Below are 20129 nucleotides of genomic sequence, written 5' to 3' on the forward strand. Positions count from 1 at the left end.
GGGTCATTTCTTCATGTCCTCGTGCCACAGGTGCCCGGACTGCGACAGCAGGTTGCGCGCGCCTTCCGGCCCCCATGTGCCAGCGGCGTAGGGTTCCAGCGGGGCCTTGTTTTCCCGCCAGCCCTGTTCGATCGGGTCGATCCAGCGCCATGCGGCGGCCACTTCGTCACGGCGGATGAACAGGATCGGGTCCCCGCGCACCACATCCAGCAGCAGGCGTTCATACGCGTCGGGATAGCGGACGTTGAAGGCCTTTTCGAATTCGATGTTGATGTCGGCCTGACGCAGCGCAAGGCTGTCGGTTGGCGTCGGGTCCTTGGTTGAAACCGACAGCATCACCCCCTCATCGGGCTGGATGCGGATGATCAGGCGGTTGGGTTCGGGCCGGTTGGCGAAGATCGACCAGGGCGCCGACTTGAACTGGATCACGATCTCGCTGGATTTTTCCGCCATCCGCTTGCCCGAACGCAGGTAGAACGGCACGTTGCCCCACCGCCATGTCAGGATTTCGGTCTTCAGCGCGACAAAGGTTTCCGTCTCGCTCGTCACCCCTTCGCCCAGGTCCTCCAGGTAGCTGCCGACCGTCCTGTCGCCAATCGTGCCGCGCATGTACTGCCCGCGCGCGGTATAGATCGCCACGTCATCGGCCGCGATGGGCTTGAGCGCGTGCAGCACCTTCAGCTTTTCATTGCGCACGCTGTCGGCTTCCAGTGAGACCGGCGGGTCCATCGCCACCAGGCACAGCACCTGCAGCAGGTGGTTCTGGATCATGTCGCGCAGCGCGCCGGACCGGTCGTAATACGCGCCGCGCCCTTCAACCCCCACGGTCTCGGCCGCGGTGATCTGCACGTAATCGATCGCATCGCATGACCACAGCCGTTCAAACACCGGGTTGGCGAAACGCAGCGCGATCAGGTTCTGGACCGTTTCCTTGCCCAGGTAGTGGTCAATGCGGAAAATCTGGTTTTCGTGGAAGTGGCGGCCCACGCTGTCATTGATCGCCTCCGCACTGGCAAGGTCGGTGCCGATGGGTTTTTCCAGCACCACGCGCGACTGTCCGGTAATCAGTCCCTGCGTATTCAGGTTTTCACAGATCTGCCCATACAGCGCGGGGGAGGTGGCAAGGTAGTAGACCCGGATGCGGGTGGCGGGCACGGCGTCCAGCAGGGCCTTAAGCGCGGGCCAGTCGCTGTCCGTTTCCGCCCCGTTCAGGCTGACATAATGCACCATGTTCAGGAAACGCTGCACGGTTGCGTCATCCAGCGCCCCGGGCTTGACGTGTTCGTTCAGCGCCGCATGCGCGCGCTGCTGGTAGTCGGCGCGCGACAGGGGGGAACGCGCGGTGCCGATAATGCGGGAATCATCGGGAATCTGCCCGTCGCGGTAACGGTGATACAGCGCAGGCAGCAGCTTGCGCATGGTCAGGTCACCTGTCCCGCCGAAAACGATGTAGTCAAAGGTGTCAACGGGGGGAAGATGTGCCATGGAAGTTGGCCTCCTGCCTGTATAATGTGCCAGACATGCCGGGGGGCATGCGTGGGGTTGGGGCATGCCGCAAAAGCTGCATACGGGCTGCCGCTTCGATTACGGCCCGTCTCTCGGGGCTGTCAAGTTGGCATTGACCATCGGGCGACGGCGCGATAATCCCGCCCTTCCACCCCGTCGCCTAGTGACATTCCCTTCATGTGTGCTGATGGGCGCGGAACGGCACAATCACGATATCTGGAGACACCTGCCATGAATGCTGACAATTTCGAGGCGGAAGACAAGTCTGCCGCCGTCGGCGGTATCGCAGCCGACCGCCTGCGCAGCATTATCGAACGCGTTGAACGCCTGGAAGAAGAGCGCAAGGCCCTTGCTGGCGATATCAAGGATATCTTTACCGAAGCGAAGTCCGCCGGTTTTGATGTAAAGGTGATCCGCCAGATCATCCGCCTGCGCAAGCAGGAACCGGCCGAGGTGGAAGAACAGGAAACCCTGCTTGACATCTACCGCCGCGCGCTGGGCATGTAATGGTCTGGCGGTGCGGGGGAAAACCGCCCGCATTGCCGGGTAACTTCAGTTCAGGTGGCACGATACATGCTGTCGTCCCTTTTTCCCGAATGGATGCCCGCGTGGGCGCAGGCCGTGCTGCTGATTGGCGGCATCCTGTTTACGCTGGTGTGGCTGCTGGTGCCCTTCGCGGTCTTTGGCGTGAAGGGACGGCTGGATAACCTGGCCATACAGCTTGATGACCTGCAGGCGGAACTGCGTGTCATCGCCATGGGCCAGCATGCGGCCGCCCCCGCGCCGCCCGCCGCCGGTGATGTCCTGCCGGACATCGTGGCCCCGTCCGCCCCCGTATGGGAACCCGGCCCCCCGCAGCCTGCCGTGACGGATTATGATGGCGCGGGGGACGCAACCGACATTCCCGCCTATGAACGCCGCCCCGCGCGTGCGGCACCCACGCAGCCCATCCGCCCCGTTGCCCCGGTACGCCCGCAGCCCCGGTCCGAACCGATCCGGCCCGTGGAGCCGATCCGGGCACCCGAACCCGTGCGTGCGCCGCCGCGGCATGACATGGCGGAGGAATGGGATGTGCTGTCTTCCGCCCGCAAGGCACAGCGGCCTTATGTGTCCCGCGCGCCCGAACGCGACGATGCGGATGACCGGCGCGCGGACCATGATATGCCGCCCCTGTCCGAATGGAGCCGTATGGCCCCGCGTGATGACGCCGCCAGCCGTGGCGCGCGCCCGGTGCGGGCATCGGTCTGGCCGCCCGATCGCGGAAGCCGCGCGGAACCCACCCTGCGCTGGCCGCCACGCCCGGAATAGGGATGCTGGCGTAAACGGCAGATCATAAAGAAGTTTCTGGTGAAGCTTTTTCAAAAAGCTTCAGGGAACACGGGCGGTTCAAGATGCCGTCTGAAACCAGTTCATTGATAGATAAAAGTTTCTGGGTGCCGCCTTTTTTCAGAAAGGCGGCGTTCTTTGAAGCTTTTTGAACAAAACTTCACCAAAAACTTTTTCTTTTCAGTGAATTATCAGGAAGCTGCAGGTTCTGTCCGCATCAGCAGCACCAGGTCATCGCGGTGGATCAGTTCATCCGCGCCCTGCCAGCCCAGCAGGTCCTCGATTTCATCAGACTGGTGCCCCGCAATCCGCCGCGCATCATCCGCCGCATAGGCGGCAAGGCCGCAGGCGATCCGGTTGCCGTGCCGGTCCATGACCGCGATCAGGTCGCCCCGGTCGAAATCACCCGTAACGGTGGTCACGCCCGCCGGCAGCAGGGATGACCCCATCGTCAGCGCACGGATCGCGCCATCATCGATCACGGCCTGCCCCGCGGGTGTCAGGCTGCCCGCGATCCAGCTTTTGCGGGCCGAACGGGCATCGGTTGCGGGCAGGAACCATGTGCAGCGCCCGCCATCACGCAGCCGGGCCAGCGGGTGCAGCGGCTGGCCCTGCGTAATGGCCATGGCGCAGCCTGACTGGGTTGCAATCCGCGCCGCCATGAGCTTGGTCCGCATCCCGCCCGATGAATAACCCGGCGGGGGTGCGCCGCCCATGGCCTCGATACTGTCGGTCAGTTCGGCCACGACCGGCAGGTGTCTTGCATCGGGATTGTTGCGCGGGTCGGCGGTGTACAGCCCGTCAATGTCCGACAGCAGGACAAGCTGGTCCGCATTGATCATTTCAGCCACGCGCGCGGCCAGCCGGTCATTGTCGCCAAAGCGGATTTCGGTCGTGGCGATGGCGTCGTTTTCGTTGATGATGGGCACGCAGCCCAGTCCCAGCAATGTATTGAGCGAGGCACGGGCGTTGAGGTAGCGGTGGCGGTTTTCGGTATCATCAGGCGTCAGCAGCAGCTGCGCCGCCGTGATATCGAAGCGCGACAGGGCATCGGTCCATGCCTGCGCCAGCCGGATCTGCCCGACGGAAGCCGCGGCCTGCTTTTCCTCCAGCCGCAGCACGCGCCGCGTCAGCCCAAGCTGGTGGCGCGCCAGGGCGATCGCGCCGGACGACACCACGACCACTTCCGTGCCCTGCGCGCGCAGGGCGGCAATGTCCTGCGCCACGCTGTCCAGCCATGCCTGGCGGGGCGCGGCCTGTTCGGGGTCAACAATCAGGGCGCTGCCGATCTTGACGACAACGCGCTGCGCCGTACGCAGCTGGGGCAGGGGGGTATCCGTCATGTCGCGGGGATCTCCCCCTTTTCCTGTCCGGCCTTTTCCGCGCGGTCGTGGGTGACAAAATCCTGCAACCGGCGCAACACGGTATCCACATTCATATGCGCGACCGAGGACATGCACATCACGTCATGCCCGCAGGCCTGTTCCAGCGCCGTTCTGCGTTCCTCGATTTCCTCAGGCAACAGCGCGTCGATCTTGTTCAGCACGATGATTTCGGGCTTGTCCGCCAGGCCACCACCATATTCCGATAGTTCATGGCGGATGGTGCGCCATGATTCGACCACGTCTTCCGCTGTCCCATCAATCAGGTGCAGCAGCACCGCGCAGCGTTCGACATGGCCAAGGAACCGGTCGCCCAGCCCGCTGCCTTCATGCGCGCCCTCGATCAGGCCGGGAATGTCGGCAATCACGAATTCTTCCGTAACCGACAGCCGCACCACCCCAAGCTGCGGGTGCAGCGTGGTGAAGGGATAATCCGCGATCTTGGGCTTCGCCGCCGATACGGTGGACAGGAAGGTGGACTTGCCCGCATTGGGCAGGCCGACCAGCCCGACATCGGCAATCAGCTTCAGGCGCAGCCAGACCCAGCGTTCCTCGCCCGGCCATCCCTTGTCCGCGCGGCGGGGGGCACGGTTGGTGCTGGTCTTGAAATGCGCGTTGCCCCGACCACCATCGCCGCCACGGCACAGCAGCAGGCGCTTGCCCGCGACATCAAGGTCACCCAGCATGGTTTCGCGGTCTTCATCGAATATCTGGGTGCCGATCGGCACCTTGATGACCACCGTTTCGGCCGCAGCCCCCGTGCGGTCGGACCCCGCGCCATTGCCGCCCTTGCGCGCGCGGAAATGCTGGGTGTAACGGAAGTCGATCAGGGTGTTCAGGTTATCGACCGCCTCGAATATGATATCGCCGCCCCGGCCGCCATTGCCCCCGTCCGGACCGCCAAATTCGATATATTTTTCCCGGCGGAAGGCGACGACACCGTCCCCGCCGTCGCCGGATTTTACATAGATTTTGGCCTGGTCAAGAAACTTCATTGCCTGCGATCCGGTGGGCGCGTGCAGTCCTGCGCACGTGCCTTATGTGCGTGCATGATACCAGAAAACGTGGTCCGGCATCATACGAAAAAAGGGGCGGCCAGAATGACCGCCCCCTTCAATTCGGGTATTCCCGCAGTGATTAAGGCGTAAACCTTATTCCGCTGCCAGCGGCAGGGTCTGCACGGAAACATGCACGCGACCTTCCGCGCGGCGTTCGAACTTCACATGTCCGTCCACCAGCGAAAACAGGGTGTGGTCGCGGCCGACGCCAACGTTCACGCCTGCCTTCATCTTCGTGCCGCGCTGGCGGACGATGATGTTGCCTGCGATGACGCTTTCGCCACCAAACTTCTTGACGCCAAGGCGACGTCCGGCGCTATCGCGCCCGTTACGGGATGAACCGCCTGCCTTTTTTTGTGCCATTGCCTGAACTCCTTAAAACTGAAATCTTTCTGATCTGACCTGCCCGGCCTGAACCGGGCGAGGGATCAGGCGGCGTTGATCGCGGAGATGCGCACCACGGTCACCGGCTGGCGGTGGCCGTTCTTGCGGCGGCTGTTCTGCCGGCGGCGCTTCTTGAAGATGATGATCTTGGCCAGACGGTCCTGTGCGATCACGGTGCCCGTGACGGTCGCACCCTTGACGGTCGGCGCGCCGATGGTCGTGCCACCTTCACCGCCAACGGCCAGGACCTGGTCGAACGTGATGGTGGAGCCGGCTTCGGCTTCCAGCTTTTCGATCTTCAGGACGGCGTCCTTGGCAACGCGGTACTGCTTACCGCCGGTACGGATAACTGCAAACATGTCTTTATCTATCTTTCCGATCTCTTGGCGTGCGCGGCATTGTTTCAATGCAGGCGGCACGGCCCAGTCGCTTTTTTATATTGGCCGCGATCATGCGGCGGTCCCCGTTCGCGCGGGGTGAATGCGGGCTTTTACTGGGTGTGCCGCCACAGGTCAATATTTTTTATGGACATGTGCAAAGGGTGAAAAAAGACCCCTTGCGCCGCCCTGCGCACGCCCCTATAAGCCGCTGCATCACCGCGTGCAGTTGGAGAGGTGCCGGAGCGGTCGAACGGGGCGGTCTCGAAAACCGTTGTGCCTTCGCGGGCACCGTGGGTTCGAATCCCACTCTCTCCGCCAGCGCGGTGAACGCATGCAGAACGTAGCTATGCTATGTTTTTGTATATACACGCTTTTTCCTTGGGAAACAGCCGAATCCTTGAACGGGTGCAGACATAAAACGTCTCACCCGTCAATGGATTTGTATATACTGGGCGCTGCTACAGGTGTGAAACAGGTTGCAACAGCCTGAAAATCGGCAGAAATCAGCGCATAGTGGGCACCACCAGTTTTTTGACCTTTTTGGACGGTCTCACAGGCTGTCCGTGAGCATCCGTTTCAGGTGCTCCGGGAGCGGGTTCCGGACTCCTATCCGGGGTGGTTTCAGGACTGTCCTGAGCGTCCATTTCATGCATCATTTTCACAGCGGCGATGGGATCGTTCAGAGCGAGTTTCCGAAGCTTCGAATCGTCACATTCACGGATTCGGTCACGGAGCCTGAACAGGTCTTTTTTCATCTCCGCATGGTCCATCAGTTTTTCGTTATGCTTTTTCACCATCGCATGGCGTGCAATGATCTTTGATGCCGCAAATGTTTCACAATGCTGGCGCAGGGTTTCCGGTGATGGATCACTAAGCAGAACGTCCAATGTGACACCGTTCTGATGGAAACCATACTGTTTCAAGCGGGAAACCAGCAAATCACGCTGCTTGTCGGAACTCCACAAAAACACTGAATTTTTGGCACTTATATAATTCTGCAAAGCTTCATTGACCTTGTTGAAATATATCTTTTCCAGCCGTTCTTTGTGGAAAGCTTTAGGTTTCCCTTTGAAAGGTTCTTCACCAATTTCAGCACGCTTCACCGTGATGGTTTGCTCAATGAGTTTGTCCAGCATCTCAAAATATTCTGCATAAAACTTATTCTGTTCAGCAACCTGCTTCTTGATGGCTTCGGCATCTTCCCGCTGTTTGTTTTCAGCGAAAATTTCCGCATTCCGTTCCTGTTCGGTCTTCCCTTTCATCGACTGTTTGATGAAGGACGACAACGTGACGCGAGTCCCTGTTGAACCACCCTTTGAAGGCTTGGCAGGTGCCTTCACAGACGGCTTATCGGCCTTCACGGGTTCAGGGTTTGGAACTGGCTTGGAAGCCACCACAGCGGGCTTTACAGGCTTGTCAGTCTTTGGAGACTCCACGGGGGTTGGCGGTGCCACAACATCGTCCACAGACGCTTGCACGAGTCGATCAAGGTCGTTTTTCCGAAAGCCAAGCATGCGACCCGCTGACCCAACGTATTTACCGTTTTCATCATTGATCACGAGCACGTCCGGCTTTTTGGTGCCGGGAACAATGTCCCATCCCCTTTCAGACTTGAGTGCCGCTGTGAATGACTTCCAGCCATCACAGCGACCCCACAAGTCCCGCATTTCAGTCCTGATCTGCCGGAGATCGTGACCGTTCCGTTTCGCAAGACCCTGTTCACCACGAGTGAACGCCTTTTCCGGACGCTTCATGTCCATCAGGATTCGCTTGAGTTCTTCATTCTTGGTGTTTTTGATCACATACCCGTTGTGTGAACCTGACAAGATTTCAAGGCCGTGGCGGTGTTCAAATTCACGCTGAACCAGTTCACCACGCTGAAAGCTTCTGTCCCTGTTCAGTCGATGGCCTGTCTCTGGATCAATCATTCTGACCAACAGGTGATAGTGCTCTTCAGCGCCGTTCTCACGGGGCTTCACATGTTTAGCTGCCACCAGAACGTCAGACGGTTTATAACCGAACTCCTGACCATGTGCCCTGAAGGCATCGGTGTATTGTTCATGAGTCAAAGGCTCTTTGGATGCGAAGACCAAGTGAAGCATTGAGTGCTTACGGTTGAAGCGTTCAGCACAACGAAAACCGCTAATAGCGTCTTCAATAGAACCTTGCCTGCACTCGATGCGTTCATTGCCTTCCGAAGTATTCAGAACATAATTGGCAGCATTGTGAGACGCTTTATGAGTGGCGGGTATGAGTGACAATTCTTTGATAATCATGATTACATCACCTTCGCCATCAAGTCATCAAGTGGCGCAAGATATGACCTGATATCTTTCACAAGGGTTTCGATATCACTGATGGTCTGACCTGAATTTGCCTTTCGAGCAATCTGGTTTAGGTTGTTACCCATTGCACGAAGCTGCTTATTTATGGCGACAAGTTCAGGGTAAATGAACTGACCATGAACGGCAGCTTCCAGTGCGGATCGTCTAATGTATCCACCCACGTTCCCACCGGAAACGGCATGTATTAGTGCCTTATCTTCCGGGCTGATACGGACACTCATGTTTTCAGTTTTTCGGGACATTGTATGCTCTCCATGCTGTGCATGAGACACATCTTAACAGTGTCCAATGATTACTATTTATACCCTTAGCCAGAAGTCGTGAATGTGCATCATTTCATGATACCCACCCACTATTCTGGCCAAGGGGCTGACGCCCCTGTGGAACCCCCGGAAATCTTCAACAGATATAAGGTCCGTTTCACCATGTCTGTAATACTCGATATATGTATTACAATGTGTGACATGACAATTTACCAGAAGGAGACAGGACAATGGCAAGGTATAAGAAACCAAGACAGATGAGTATTTATGACATCTCGTATAGTGGTGAATTCGTCATTGATGGTGGTGTTACTCATTTCGCAATGAAGATGGATTTATCAGGTCTCGCGGGGAAAAACTGGTATGCATATTCATTGATGTATGCTCAATTCAATTCCATTATTCATGTCCGTTCACATAAGGCGATAATGAAAGCATTCAAGCTCATTGCAGAAGCGAGTATGAATAACAAGAATGGCTCCGGCAACAAAATAATCGAAAAGACCAAGAGAATGCTGGTGAAGCGATACAACATGAATATGGATGATCTCAAGATTGACTTTATTCCGGCGAAAGCATCAGCATACGACAGGTGGGTTTCCGATCTTTCGTGGGGTTCGTCGATGAAGGCGCTGTGGGTTGAAGTCGAGCCTGTGTTTCGTTTTCATATGCTCAAGAGAAAACTTGATTATGTCTATAAAACATTCAAGAAAGACCGAGAAATCGGGGATATTCAGCATTATTATGCGATTGCCGCGAGCCAAGACCAGTTACCTGATGATTTGATGAAGTCATTCAAACGACTTGAGAAGCCCATCAAGATCATGAAGGAAGCTCAACGTCAGGCCCGCCAGATTGCTCGCGAAGAACGCATACAAGAGCTTGAAAACACTGTGGTTCTTGATACAGAGACCACCGGCCTTGATGATGATGATGTCATCATTGAAATCGGCGTCTGTGATTTGAATGGCAATGTTCTCATGGATAAACGGATCAAGCCAGCACATCATGAGATATGGGATGAAGCGCAGGATATTCATGATATTTCGCCGTCTGATGTCAGTGAATGTAAGCAATTTCCTGATATTGTGGATGAACTGAAAAGCATTCTTGTCGGTAAGAAAGTTGTCATTTTCAATGAAGAATATGATATTCGTTTGTTAAAGCAGACGGCAATGTCACATGGACTTGACACATCATGGATTCGTGGTCTGGATACTGTTTGTGCAATGCGAGCATCAGGCCAAAAATGGAAAAGGTATGCGAATAGATACGGTGGCATGAAGCTCACAGACGCCGCAGATTGCGCCGGAGCATCGTTTATTGGTAGACCGCATTCAGCAATAGGTGATGCGCTCACTACTGCTTTAGTATGGAAAACTATTAAACTTGAACAATGAAATGACAATTCATGAAGCCCCCTGATCAGCAATGACAGGGGGTTTTCTGTTGCCCTTTTTCTATGTAATTCATGACTGTCACTATACTTGATTACTAATCAAAATTAACAGAAATTAACTTGATTATCTAATCATGCAGTAAGAGCATGGCTTGATTAGAAATCACATGTTATATTGCATACCTGTGATTACTAATCACTTAAAATCAGGTTTTCAAACATCCGATTACTAATCATTAACAATTTTTTATGTTTTGATTAGTAATCATCTGATTTTTGTGCTATACTGTATTCAGGAAAGAAAAAACGGGGGGATTTTCCAATGCAATCTTTAATCATGACGGCAGAAGAAAAGAAAGCGCACAGGGCAGCGCAAAACCGCAGAAATCAGGCGAATTTCAAGAAGCGGAATGAAGCAAAATTACTTTCATACTACGAAGTCATTGCTGACATCGCACGCGACACTACTCTGGAAGTGAAAGCGTTTTCAAGTTCGCGTCTTGTCGCTCGCAATGTCCATCATGTTATGGCGGCAATGAAGGCTATTGGTGACTCTGCACCAGCCAGTTTGCAGGACGCTGTGGACGAACTGATTATCGCGCTTGACACGTATAACAAGCACATGAGCAAGCCGCGATTTGCTGATGGCTCAATAGTCATTGGAAAATGACGACAGGGGTTCCACAGGGGCGTCAGCCCCTTGGCCAGAATAGTGGGTGGGTATCATGAAATGATGCACATTCACGACTTCTGGCTCCTAAAGAAATTTATGGCTGACCGCTTATGCAGCAATCACGATGTCAGCATCGTCATGGAAGTCCACAAAGCCGGATCGTGATGCGATCATACGGACTTCATCAGGGGTGCTTGCGGTAGCTGATGCCATCATGGAAACGGTAAGGGCCATGTTTACAGATTTGGCCATGAGAGCCATTTGCTTGAATGACTTCAGGCATGGCACCAGCGGCTTAAAGGATGGCCGCTTCCGGTAGCTTCTAAGATTGTCATGGGTAAAGTCCGGTAGCTTGACAGCAAGGTCAGCCAGCTTCATCGGGACTTCATAAGTCTGCTTCCCTTTTCGAACCTTACGCATGACCTTCCAGCCACCTAGTCCCCCGGCCATCAGCTTTGCGATTTCACGCCTGTCAGCCTTGTCAGTTCCACCGCGCAGGGAGATGCCGCGCGCAACCTGCTTGACTTCATGCAAGCCCGCTCTGCGGCCCTGTTTACGGATGTTGTCAGCAGCAGCCCTGTTCTTCAAAGCGTCGTCCAGTGTTTGCCACGGCACTGTCACTGTCCCTTGCATGGGAACGTCATGGTCTGGACACCGTTTTTGGTCATAATCGGCATTAGCACGTCGCTTACATTGCTTAGTGATGATGTCCGTTATGTCCGGCTGGTTTGGGTCAAACACATCACGCATTGAAGACAATGTTTCGAATTCGAGTTCGCGGATTTCTACATCATCATTGATGGCTTCAAGCAATGCCGCGCCAGCTTCCATGCTGCCATCAGAAGCTTTATGACCGCCGCGAGCGACATGCTGGACAACACCCTTGTATTTCATAAAATACATACGGGTTTTAAGCGTTACAGCTTCATCACCACGGTGTTTGACTTCAAGGAAGCTGTCCGCTGGCAGTCCCATGTTTCGCTTACCCATATCGAGCAATTTGCATCCATCGGTAGCGGCAATCGCATCATACAATACCGGGCAATATGTCCGCAAGTCTTCATAGTTATGCTCGAAGTCATCCCAGTTCGTAATCATGGTTTTTGGCACAGCAACCATGCACCCGTCTGTGGTGGCGGACAGGACTTTGCAGCCCACAGATTCGCATGCGTCAATGGTGTCAATGAGAGCAGCCCTGACGATGCCAGTAGTGATGGCAGCGAACAGGGGGCACGTCACAAGGGATTCATTAAGCTGCTTCTCACCAGACCCAACGAGATTACGCACAATGCGATGCTGGATGCCTTGGGCAAGCTTTCCATAGAGAGAGTTTGAGATTTCCTTATACATGGTATTCAGAAGTGACTTCTTAGGATACTTCTTCCGTTCCTTCTGTAGAATCTCAAGGAAACGCGCCAATGCAAGAACAATACCCATGTTGTCAGGATCGCTTTCATCAAGAAGTATGGGGTATCTGTAAAAATTACCATTTATGACTTCAACGCCCTTACGTTCCATTGCATTGATTTCCGGTGTGGTGACATAAGTTGTGCCTTCCCGCACATTCATGAGACCACGAGCCGTATTTATGCTAAGGCATGGATTGAATTCATTGTCCTTATGCTTGAAGTTCACGCGTCCCAATAGGAGCGGGAGATACCCTTTTACCTTGGCGTCTTTGTTCGGATTAAGAACAGGCTTAGAAAGATTTGCAGCATGCTCGAAGTCTTGGGTGACATATTCAAACCCTGACCAATCTGGATATGGCAGGCACGCCATCGCTGCCGGATACGCACCAGAGAAGTCAATATCAACAATAACATAATCACCATCAATGAAAATGCCTATTCTGAACGTAGTATTCAGGCCACCGATATAAGAACTTCCTGCAAGAGAGTCCAGAGATTGGCGTATGCTGTCAGGAACAGAAACAGTCTGTAGCTTCCCTTCCTTATTGATTATCTTTTCTTTTTTGAAACCCTTGAATTCGTCAAATGACAAATCTTGTTCGTCCAGATATTTACCGAAAGCGGCAACAGCAACACCGCCAAGTGTGGCTTTGACAAATGGAATCCCGAACTTGTCTTGACAAATACTGTTGATATAGCAGACATATTCCATGAGTCCTACAACATCACGCATCGCATATTCTTCGAAAGCATGGCGATCATTTGCAAGAACCAAGTCCATTCTTTGGATTGGCTTGATGTTTGACGGAATACCCTTAACGAGAACCGATTCAGGCTTCATGTCATGTGTAGAACTGCACAACGACATCTTCCGGATAGACACGAAAGACAGCAGCTTGTCCAGCGATCCAAACCCAGTAGGCGCAATAAGCATCGAGTCCTTCCAAAAGAATGAGACTGGTATCGTGTGCCTGTCCAATAAGGAAGCATGACATTTCTTCATTCTCAAGGTAAACGGCAATTTACGGACAGCATCGAAACCACCTTTTACAGAATTCGACCATTTATCCCTGTCTGAAAGCATAGACATTTCAGCAGACGAGAAATGAGCAAACATGCAGAACTTCAATGAAAAGTCTTTAATACTGTTGATTTTCCTGTCAGGGTTCTTTTCCATAGCACGCTTGATTGCAATAGACTTCGCCCTGTCTCTGCCAATTTGCAATTCATGGGAAACAAGGCTGAAGATGTCCTTCAGAGCCAGCTTAGGCTTGTCAGGATGCGGGAACCAAAGGAATGACGTGATGCGCTTCACACCCATCACCCTGTCCCAGAAAACCGCACAAAACTGGTAAGAAAGGCACTCATTGCGTGTTGTCGGTCGGAACTCACCGGACCCGTCACATACAGGATTCCCGTCTTCATCCACGGCTACATATTCAGTGTCCCACGTCAGAAGCACATCAGCATCATGCGGGAACATTCCGTCATTGAATAGAACACGTTCCATAAAAGGCTTGGGGTCTTGTCCCTGCGCCTTCAGGATTCTAAGAATGTCATATGATTTCAGGTGTTTCCGATCAAACAATGGGTGTCCATCGCATGATTCATCATTGCGACCGGAAATGAAATACTCACTGATAATCTTATCAACTTGTATATCGTCATATTCTGTGGTATCATCCATATCAGCGTATCCTTTATGGGTTTCCAAGTCGCGCTAAATAAGAAGGGGGTCAGTGTTCCAATCACTGCCCCCCTAATTTCATTGCACCAACATGATGATTTCAGATCATACGATGTCGTCTGTGGCTTCAGCCTGTCCACGCTCGCTCAGACGCTTGCTGTTCTCCAACAGATCACGCATCAGCGTTGCGGGGTCGAATTCGAAGTCATCACGGGATGCCACATCCTGAAGGCTTTCAATGGATTTCCCCGGATAACCCTTGGTGATACGGAACGTGTTGGCCAGACCCTTCGGGTGTTCCTTGGTCTTTGGCATGTAAACAAGCCTGACTTCGGGTGTGACCGTCTTAGGGTCCACAACGCCATTGTCCTTCGACCGGCCTTCAAAGGCGTTCCGGACGATAATTGGCTTGGTTGGCGTCTCCAATGCCTTCAGGACGCTTGGGAACCCCACTGGCTGGCGTGTCCGGTTCTCGGGGTTGAAGAACGTCACTTGTGTGACTGCTCCACCGCTCCCGGCATATGCTGTGATGCCGAAGAAGTTGTTTGATGCGTTTGACATGATATTTCTCCTTGGGTTTCCATGTCGTTTTGGGACGCCACCGATAGTTTCCGCTGGTGACGCAAGAACTTCGCGAATGCCCTGAAGGACTGTAAATGCTGCACCGGTATTGTTAATTGAACTTTGACCATTTCCGGCTTCATCATCTTGTCTCCAGCAGCGTTGTTCGCTTGAGAAGTAATATACCACTGTTTTTGCAAGAGAACATAAAATAAATTACTTTTCTTTTCTTGCATAATACAACAAATGTCGGTTTTCGGCAGTTTACCGCCAAAAATGTCTTAAAAACTTTTACGGAATCGAAGACTAAATAAATGAGTTTGAAGGATAAAATGATAGACTTTCACCATTCAAAGTGTATATACACGGTGAATGTCATGGTGATACATGTTCAAAATGGGACATTCATGATAATGGGGGGCCATATGGAATGTTTGTCCCATTTTTGTTTTGCCTGAATATATCTATACTTTTGTCAAGAGATATGATGCTTCTTTCTCCGCATCACCCCTAAATGCGGAGATGTAAACACCCCTAGAAAGCCCCATAGCGCCGTTTTGGGTGCCTGAAACGCAAAAACACCCCACCGGACCGGCGGGGTGCGTGTTCACGGGACTGGATTGACGGGTTTCAGGAAGCCATGCGGGCCATTTTGTTCCGCAGGTTGGTTTCCGTGACATTCACGTATATATCCAGCATTTCACTCGTTTTGTGTCCGGACATGCTCATGATTTCCTGTGGAGTGAACCCCGCGTCAGCCATCCGGGACAGGGCTTCATGGCGTAAATCGTGAATGTGCAGGTCCACACAGTCAGCCCGTTCACGAGCGCGTTTCCAAGCTTCGTCTAGGGTTGTGGATTGGATAGTGAACAGGTTCCCGGATTTCCCGGCGTTCATGACCAGTCGTGAAACCGTGTCTGCCGCTGCTTGGTTCAGGTAGATAATCCGGGGTGATCCGTTTTTCGTATCCTGTTTCCGGATGGCCATCCCCTGCGTTGAGCGGATGACTTCCGATTCATTCAGGCCAAGAATTTCGGATTTCCGCATTCCGGTTGCAAGTGCCAGGACAAAGAACGCTGACACCATTTCCGCATGGTTTCCGGCCATGATCCCCTTCATCAGCCGTTCCTGTTCTCCTTCATACAGACGGCGCTGGCGTGGGGGGTTCGTTGCAGGCAGGGATATGTCCTTAACAGGGTTCTTCAACCCCTTGAGACCCCATCCATGCTTGGTTATGGGCCTGCTGGCAGTCTCAAACAGCACAGACAGCCTATACAGGTCATTTCGGAGCGTTGACGGGGATACAGGGAGTGACACCCCATCAACGACCTTCCGGCGATTGACTTTCCATTTGTGGACCATTTCCGGGGTGATATCCGCCAGCTTCATTTTGCTGAATTCGGATGCGTCCCACATGTTCAGCCGTAGGAGCGCCTGTTTGGCCCCTTTCAGTTTGTCCAGTTCTTCATACATGTATTTTTTAATAGCCTGATGCAGCGTCCATTCCATTGACGGCACATTGGGGTCAACGGGCGGCGCTTTCGGAATGGCGGCAGCACCCCGTAAACGCGGCAGCAATAATTCCGGGTAGAACGGTGTCCCGGTTGCAGTGCATCTGTCCATTTCAGACATGGCCAGACGGTGGAACAGGTCAGCGTCTCCCTTCAGAGTGAAATCTTTATAAACATTGGGGAACCCCTTTCGCCTGATGTGGACACACCAACGTTGTGAGTCGTTCCGTTTGTAGACCGACATGCGAACTCCCTTCTAGCATTTGGCCGATGCTACACGCGTGAAACAGAATTGGGAAATAATTTATGGACCCCCGGAAGACTGCCAAACCGACAAGTCTCGAAAACCGTTGTGCGTGCAAGCGTACCGTGGGTTCGAATCCCACCCTCTCCGCCACTGCATCGCGTGTGGTCTTCAATCCCTTTGAAAACCTGTTCCACAATGCTTCCCTGCCTGAACCGGTGGGGTTTTTTCGTGTGCATATGCGCCATGCCGCAGGGCAGGCAGGGGTGTTCGTGACCCGCAACGGCACGCCGCATGCACGTCGGCATGGGTACAGGTTCCGGTGCGCTCCGGCACAGGTCAAGGGCATCCTTTCGTGATACCCGGGGTCTGCGCCGTTCAGATGGCGGTTTCTTCCTTCCCACGCTCATGCACCATCCTGCCCGCCACATATGTCGCGCGGATGCTGCGGTCATCGCCCAGCATCATCAGCGTGAACAGGATATCGGCCGTACTGTCGCACATCTGCGCGCGCAGTGCCTGCAGCGGTGTTGCGCGCGGGTCAAGGATGGACAGATCGGCATCCATGCCCGGTGCTACGGTGCCGATGCGGTCGTCCAGATGCAGCGCCTCTGCCCCGCCGCGTGTCGCCAGCCAGAAGGCCTGCACCGGGTGCAGCCGCTTCCCGGTCATCTGCGCGATCTTGTAGGCCTCGTTCATGGATTGCAGGTGCGACAGGCTGGTGCCCGCGCCCACGTCGGTGCCCAGCCCCGTGCGCACCGGGCGTTTTGCATCCATCACGTCAAACAGCCGGAACGCCCCGCTGCCCAGGAACAGGTTGGACGTGGGGCAGTGCGCCAGCGCGCAGCCACTTTCATGGCAGCGGCACAGATCGTGTTCATCCACGTAAATGCCATGTCCCATCACGCTGCGCGGGCGGACAAGCCCCGCGCGGTCATACACATCCAGATAGGAGCGGCTGTCGGGGAACAGTTCGGTTACCCATGCGACCTCGGCCCGGTTTTCCGCAAGGTGGGTCTGCATGAACAGGGTGTCGTCACCCTTCAGCAGCGCGCCCGCCAGTTCAAGCTGTCCGGGCGTGCTGGTGGGGGCGAAACGCGGGGTGACGGCATAATGCTGGCGGTTTTTGCCATGCCAGCGGTCGATCAGGCGGCGCGATTCATCATATCCCCGCTGTGCCGTATCGCGCAGGTAATCGGGCGCGTTGCGGTCCATCAGCACCTTGCCCGCCACCATCAGCGTGCCAAGGCGGGTGGATTCCCCAAAGAACGCATCAACCGACTGCGGGTGGACCGTACAGTACACCGCCGCAGTGGTCGTCCCGTTGCGCACCAGTCCGTGCAGAAACTGCCGGGCGATGGTGGTGGCGTATGCCTCGTCAGCAAAGCGCCGTTCGGTGGGAAAGGTATAGCGTTCCAGCCATTCCAGAAGCTGTTCGCCATAGGCCGCGATCATGGGCAGTTGCGGGTAATGGACATGGGTGTCCACAAACCCCGCCGAAATCAGGCACCCGCGGTAATCGGTCACGTCCATGCCCGGCGGCAGGTGCCTGATGGTTTCGCCATACGCCCCGGCATGGGCAATGCGGCCATCGGTGATGATGACCAGCCCGTCGGGTTCATCCACCAGTGCGTCCTGTGGCGGCATGAGGAACGGGTTGCCGCGAAAGGTCACGATATGTCCGCGCAGGGCGGCGCAGGTGCTGGCGGTGGAAGCGGGGGCAGGGGCAGGGGTCATGATTGGCTCCATCCTTCCCTTGCCCGCTCCCGTGTCAGGGGCGCGTCATGATCCGTCGGTCATGCGATAGGGCTGGGAAGCATCAAGGAAGGCTGCGTTTGCGCCCAGTTCATAGGAAATGACCAGCAGGTAGGCAATGGCGCGCGTGATCTCGATACGCGATGTGATGTTGGTTTCCGTCGCCTCCAGCCGCCGCAGGCTGCGCGTGGCCCCGCGCGCCACCCGCGCGGTACGGCCAAAACGCCCGTACCGGCCACTGAACTGCGACATGCGGCTGAGGAACAGTTCGATGGCGCGGTTGGCGGCGGGCGGCAACTGCCCGCGTTCCATGACCGTGCGCAGGCGGATGATGTTCAGCCCGATGGTCATGGCCGACAGCGTGCCCTGCAGGTATGCCTCGATGGTGGGGGTGGGCGTCGGCCCCGCATGGCGGATCAGGCGGGAGAAACGGTCCGTATTGCGCCCGATCCATGACTGCGTACGCGGCATGGGCTGGGCCGATGCCAGGTGCCGCAGGTCATGCAGCGTGCGGTTGCGCATGCGCCAGCGTTCTTCATCATTATCGAACGGCAGCACGGCGCGGAAGATCAGCACCGCAAAGCCGATACTGCACAGCAGTGCGAAGGACGCATTGAAATACGCGATTTCGTTCAGTCGCGTCTGGTTGCCCGGCCCCACAAGGTTGGGCAGGAACAGGCAGTAGGATGCGGCCGCCCCCGCCGTGGCCGGGTTGCGCGCGGCAAGTCCGCCCGCGATCATGGGCAGGGCGAGGACGGCGGCCAGCATTTCGAATTCCGCAGGCCGCGGCAGGAACAGAAGCACAAGGAAGCCCGAGACAAACACCGCCCAGCACGCCCCGCGCAGGAAGTTCATGGTGCCGACCACCGGATTTTCACGCGTGGCGAACAGCCCGCACGTCACCGCCACCATGGTGATGAAGCCGATGCCGTTGGCCCATGCCGTCACTTCCCATATCAGGGCGGACGCGCCAATGGCCACGGCGGCGCGGATGCCGTTATAGGCGGCTTCCTTGAAATCGCGGTGCGCCTCGATCCGGAAATGGAAGTGGTCACCACGGATTTCGTGCTGGCTGGCGTCGAATTCCGTAATGGCCTGCTCCAGTTCCCCCAGCAGTTCATCCAGCGCGTTATGCAGGATGCGGCAGTTCAGCAGGTCGTCCACCTCCACCGTTTCCGTGGTGGGGGCCATGCTGATCTCATGGGTCAGCGCGTCGATGATACGCTGGCGGCACACCCCACGCAGGTCCTGCAGGTCCTGCTGGATATGCGGGATCTCGGCGTCGTTTTCCAGCCGCGCGGGCACGCCCAGCAGGAAGGTGCGCGTCAGCAGCGATGTTTCGGTAAACTGTTCGTTCGTGGTGCCCAGCGCCTTGATGCGCGCCATCATGCCCAGGCCACGGGACAGCAGGACCGACACGGCGGCAAGGGCGGCGCGCGCATGGTCGCCTTCATGCCCGTGCGGTCCCATCTCGACTTCACTGAACTCGATCTGGTCGTTGATGCTCAGGATCGTGCCGAACAGCGCGCGTGAACGGATGAAGGCGGCTTCGTCCCCCGCCAGCAGGTTGGCCACCGCATCGGTCGAACTGCCCAGCGCCATCTGGATCTTCTGGCGCATGTTGCGCCGCGCGCTTGAGGCAAGGTTGTGCGCGAACAGCACCGCCACCAGCGTTTCGCACGTGATGCCCAGCACGATATAGGACGTGCGGGACATGGTGATCATGAAGATGTTGTCGGGGTCGCGTGTCGCGGCCAGCGCGATGATGGCGCAGGTATAGCCCGACAGCACCAGCGCATAGGACCGGAAGTTGCGCACCAGCGTCGCGCACATGCAGCACAGGCCGATCCATATGCTGATGGCGGGGAAGAACAGCCACGGCGCCTGTGGAAACGAACAGACCAGTATGACGGCGCTGACCGCCCCGATGGCCGTGCCCACCAGTCGCCACCGGGCCTTGGACAGGCTTTCCCCACGCGATCCCTGGGCTACGATCCATACCGTCATGGCCGCCCATGGCGGGTCGTCCAGTTCCATCCACATGGCGATGGTCAGCGCCATCAGCGCCGCGAACGTGGTGCGCACGGCAAAGGCCAGGGCCTCTGGCGTGGGGGCATACAGCCATTTCAGGCCACTCATCCGTGCATAGCCGGGGGCACGTATGGTGGGAAAATGCTTTCCGCTGAAAAGACGGGTAACAAAAGAGGGCAGAAGATTCAGGTCTGCAGGCACGATATGCGGCTTCC

Annotated in this window: 17 protein-coding genes and 1 tRNA gene; 6 read left to right on the plus strand and 12 right to left on the minus strand. The window is 55.5% G+C overall.

The window, feature by feature from the left end:
• Positions 1-3: 3 nt before the first annotated feature.
• Entirely contained in the window at positions 4-1485 is a 1482-nt protein-coding gene (zwf, locus tag AC1RQ9_RS04525; RefSeq protein ID WP_193732263.1) for a glucose-6-phosphate dehydrogenase, read from the minus strand.
• A 252-nt stretch (positions 1486-1737) separates the two neighbouring features.
• Between zwf and AC1RQ9_RS04530 the strand changes: the two genes are divergently transcribed.
• Both AC1RQ9_RS04530 and AC1RQ9_RS04535 read left to right on the plus strand, forming a co-directional pair.
• Positions 1738-2013, plus strand: a complete 276-nt coding sequence (locus tag AC1RQ9_RS04530) for a DUF2312 domain-containing protein (protein ID WP_010509284.1) — start codon at positions 1738-1740, stop codon at positions 2011-2013.
• 66 nt (positions 2014-2079) lie between these two features.
• A complete protein-coding gene (locus AC1RQ9_RS04535) occupies positions 2080-2814 on the plus strand; it encodes a hypothetical protein (RefSeq protein WP_485985747.1) in 735 nt (244 codons plus the stop codon).
• Positions 2815-3023: 209 nt separating this feature from the next.
• Here AC1RQ9_RS04535 and proB read toward each other — a convergent pair whose 3' ends face one another.
• The 4 genes from proB to rplU form a co-directional block, all read right to left on the minus strand.
• Positions 3024-4175 carry a glutamate 5-kinase gene (gene proB / locus AC1RQ9_RS04540; protein ID WP_485985748.1) on the minus strand — a complete coding sequence of 384 codons (1152 nt, stop codon included), beginning with the start codon at positions 4173-4175 and terminating at the stop codon, positions 3024-3026.
• Positions 4172-5209, minus strand: a complete 1038-nt coding sequence (gene obgE, locus AC1RQ9_RS04545; protein ID WP_485985749.1) for a GTPase ObgE — start codon at positions 5207-5209, stop codon at positions 4172-4174. Before obgE ends, proB begins: the two co-directional genes overlap by 4 nt.
• A gap of 156 nt (positions 5210-5365) precedes the next feature.
• Positions 5366-5635 carry a 50S ribosomal protein L27 gene (gene rpmA / locus AC1RQ9_RS04550; protein WP_193732260.1) on the minus strand — a complete coding sequence of 90 codons (270 nt, stop codon included), beginning with the start codon at positions 5633-5635 and terminating at the stop codon, positions 5366-5368.
• Positions 5636-5700: 65 nt separating this feature from the next.
• Positions 5701-6015, minus strand: a complete 315-nt coding sequence (rplU, locus tag AC1RQ9_RS04555) for a 50S ribosomal protein L21 (RefSeq protein ID WP_010513032.1) — start codon at positions 6013-6015, stop codon at positions 5701-5703.
• A gap of 249 nt (positions 6016-6264) precedes the next feature.
• On the opposite strand from rplU, the gene AC1RQ9_RS04560 reads away from it, so the two are divergent.
• A tRNA-Ser gene (locus tag AC1RQ9_RS04560) sits at positions 6265-6354 on the plus strand.
• A 185-nt stretch (positions 6355-6539) separates the two neighbouring features.
• Here the strand turns inward: AC1RQ9_RS04560 and AC1RQ9_RS04565 are convergent.
• Together AC1RQ9_RS04565 and AC1RQ9_RS04570 are read right to left on the minus strand one after the other, a co-directional pair.
• On the minus strand, positions 6540-8312 hold the full coding sequence (locus tag AC1RQ9_RS04565) for a relaxase/mobilization nuclease domain-containing protein (protein WP_485985751.1): 1773 nt from the start codon (positions 8310-8312) through the stop codon (positions 6540-6542).
• Between the two features lie 2 nt (positions 8313-8314).
• On the minus strand, positions 8315-8623 hold the full coding sequence (locus AC1RQ9_RS04570) for a plasmid mobilization protein (protein WP_485985753.1): 309 nt from the start codon (positions 8621-8623) through the stop codon (positions 8315-8317).
• 278 nt (positions 8624-8901) lie between these two features.
• Here AC1RQ9_RS04570 and AC1RQ9_RS04575 point away from each other — a divergent pair, with 278 nt between their 5' ends.
• Together AC1RQ9_RS04575 and AC1RQ9_RS04580 are read left to right on the plus strand one after the other, a co-directional pair.
• Positions 8902-10044, plus strand: coding sequence for a 3'-5' exonuclease (locus tag AC1RQ9_RS04575; protein ID WP_485985754.1), 1143 nt, complete (start codon positions 8902-8904; stop codon positions 10042-10044).
• A gap of 336 nt (positions 10045-10380) precedes the next feature.
• Complete coding sequence (locus AC1RQ9_RS04580) at positions 10381-10713, plus strand: hypothetical protein (protein WP_485985755.1); 333 nt, start codon at positions 10381-10383, stop codon at positions 10711-10713.
• A gap of 111 nt (positions 10714-10824) precedes the next feature.
• Here AC1RQ9_RS04580 and AC1RQ9_RS04585 read toward each other — a convergent pair whose 3' ends face one another.
• From AC1RQ9_RS04585 to AC1RQ9_RS04595, 3 genes are all read right to left on the minus strand, one after another.
• Complete coding sequence (locus AC1RQ9_RS04585; protein ID WP_485985756.1) at positions 10825-13812, minus strand: DNA polymerase type-B family protein; 2988 nt, start codon at positions 13810-13812, stop codon at positions 10825-10827.
• Positions 13813-13917: 105 nt separating this feature from the next.
• Complete coding sequence (locus AC1RQ9_RS04590) at positions 13918-14373, minus strand: hypothetical protein (protein ID WP_485985758.1); 456 nt, start codon at positions 14371-14373, stop codon at positions 13918-13920.
• Between the two features lie 630 nt (positions 14374-15003).
• A complete protein-coding gene (locus AC1RQ9_RS04595; protein WP_485985759.1) occupies positions 15004-16128 on the minus strand; it encodes a tyrosine-type recombinase/integrase in 1125 nt (374 codons plus the stop codon).
• Positions 16129-16253: 125 nt separating this feature from the next.
• Between AC1RQ9_RS04595 and AC1RQ9_RS04600 the strand changes: the two genes are divergently transcribed.
• On the plus strand, positions 16254-16487 hold the full coding sequence (locus AC1RQ9_RS04600; protein ID WP_485985762.1) for a hypothetical protein: 234 nt from the start codon (positions 16254-16256) through the stop codon (positions 16485-16487).
• Between the two features lie 19 nt (positions 16488-16506).
• Here AC1RQ9_RS04600 and guaD read toward each other — a convergent pair whose 3' ends face one another.
• Positions 16507-17865 carry a guanine deaminase gene (gene guaD / locus AC1RQ9_RS04605; protein ID WP_485985763.1) on the minus strand — a complete coding sequence of 453 codons (1359 nt, stop codon included), beginning with the start codon at positions 17863-17865 and terminating at the stop codon, positions 16507-16509.
• A gap of 45 nt (positions 17866-17910) precedes the next feature.
• Positions 17911-20115: an FUSC family protein gene (locus AC1RQ9_RS04610; protein ID WP_193732257.1), complete on the minus strand. Its 2205-nt coding sequence runs from the start codon at positions 20113-20115 to the stop codon at positions 17911-17913.
• Positions 20116-20129 lie beyond the last annotated feature (14 nt).

It is taken from the genome of Komagataeibacter ossonobensis, assembly GCF_057359305.1.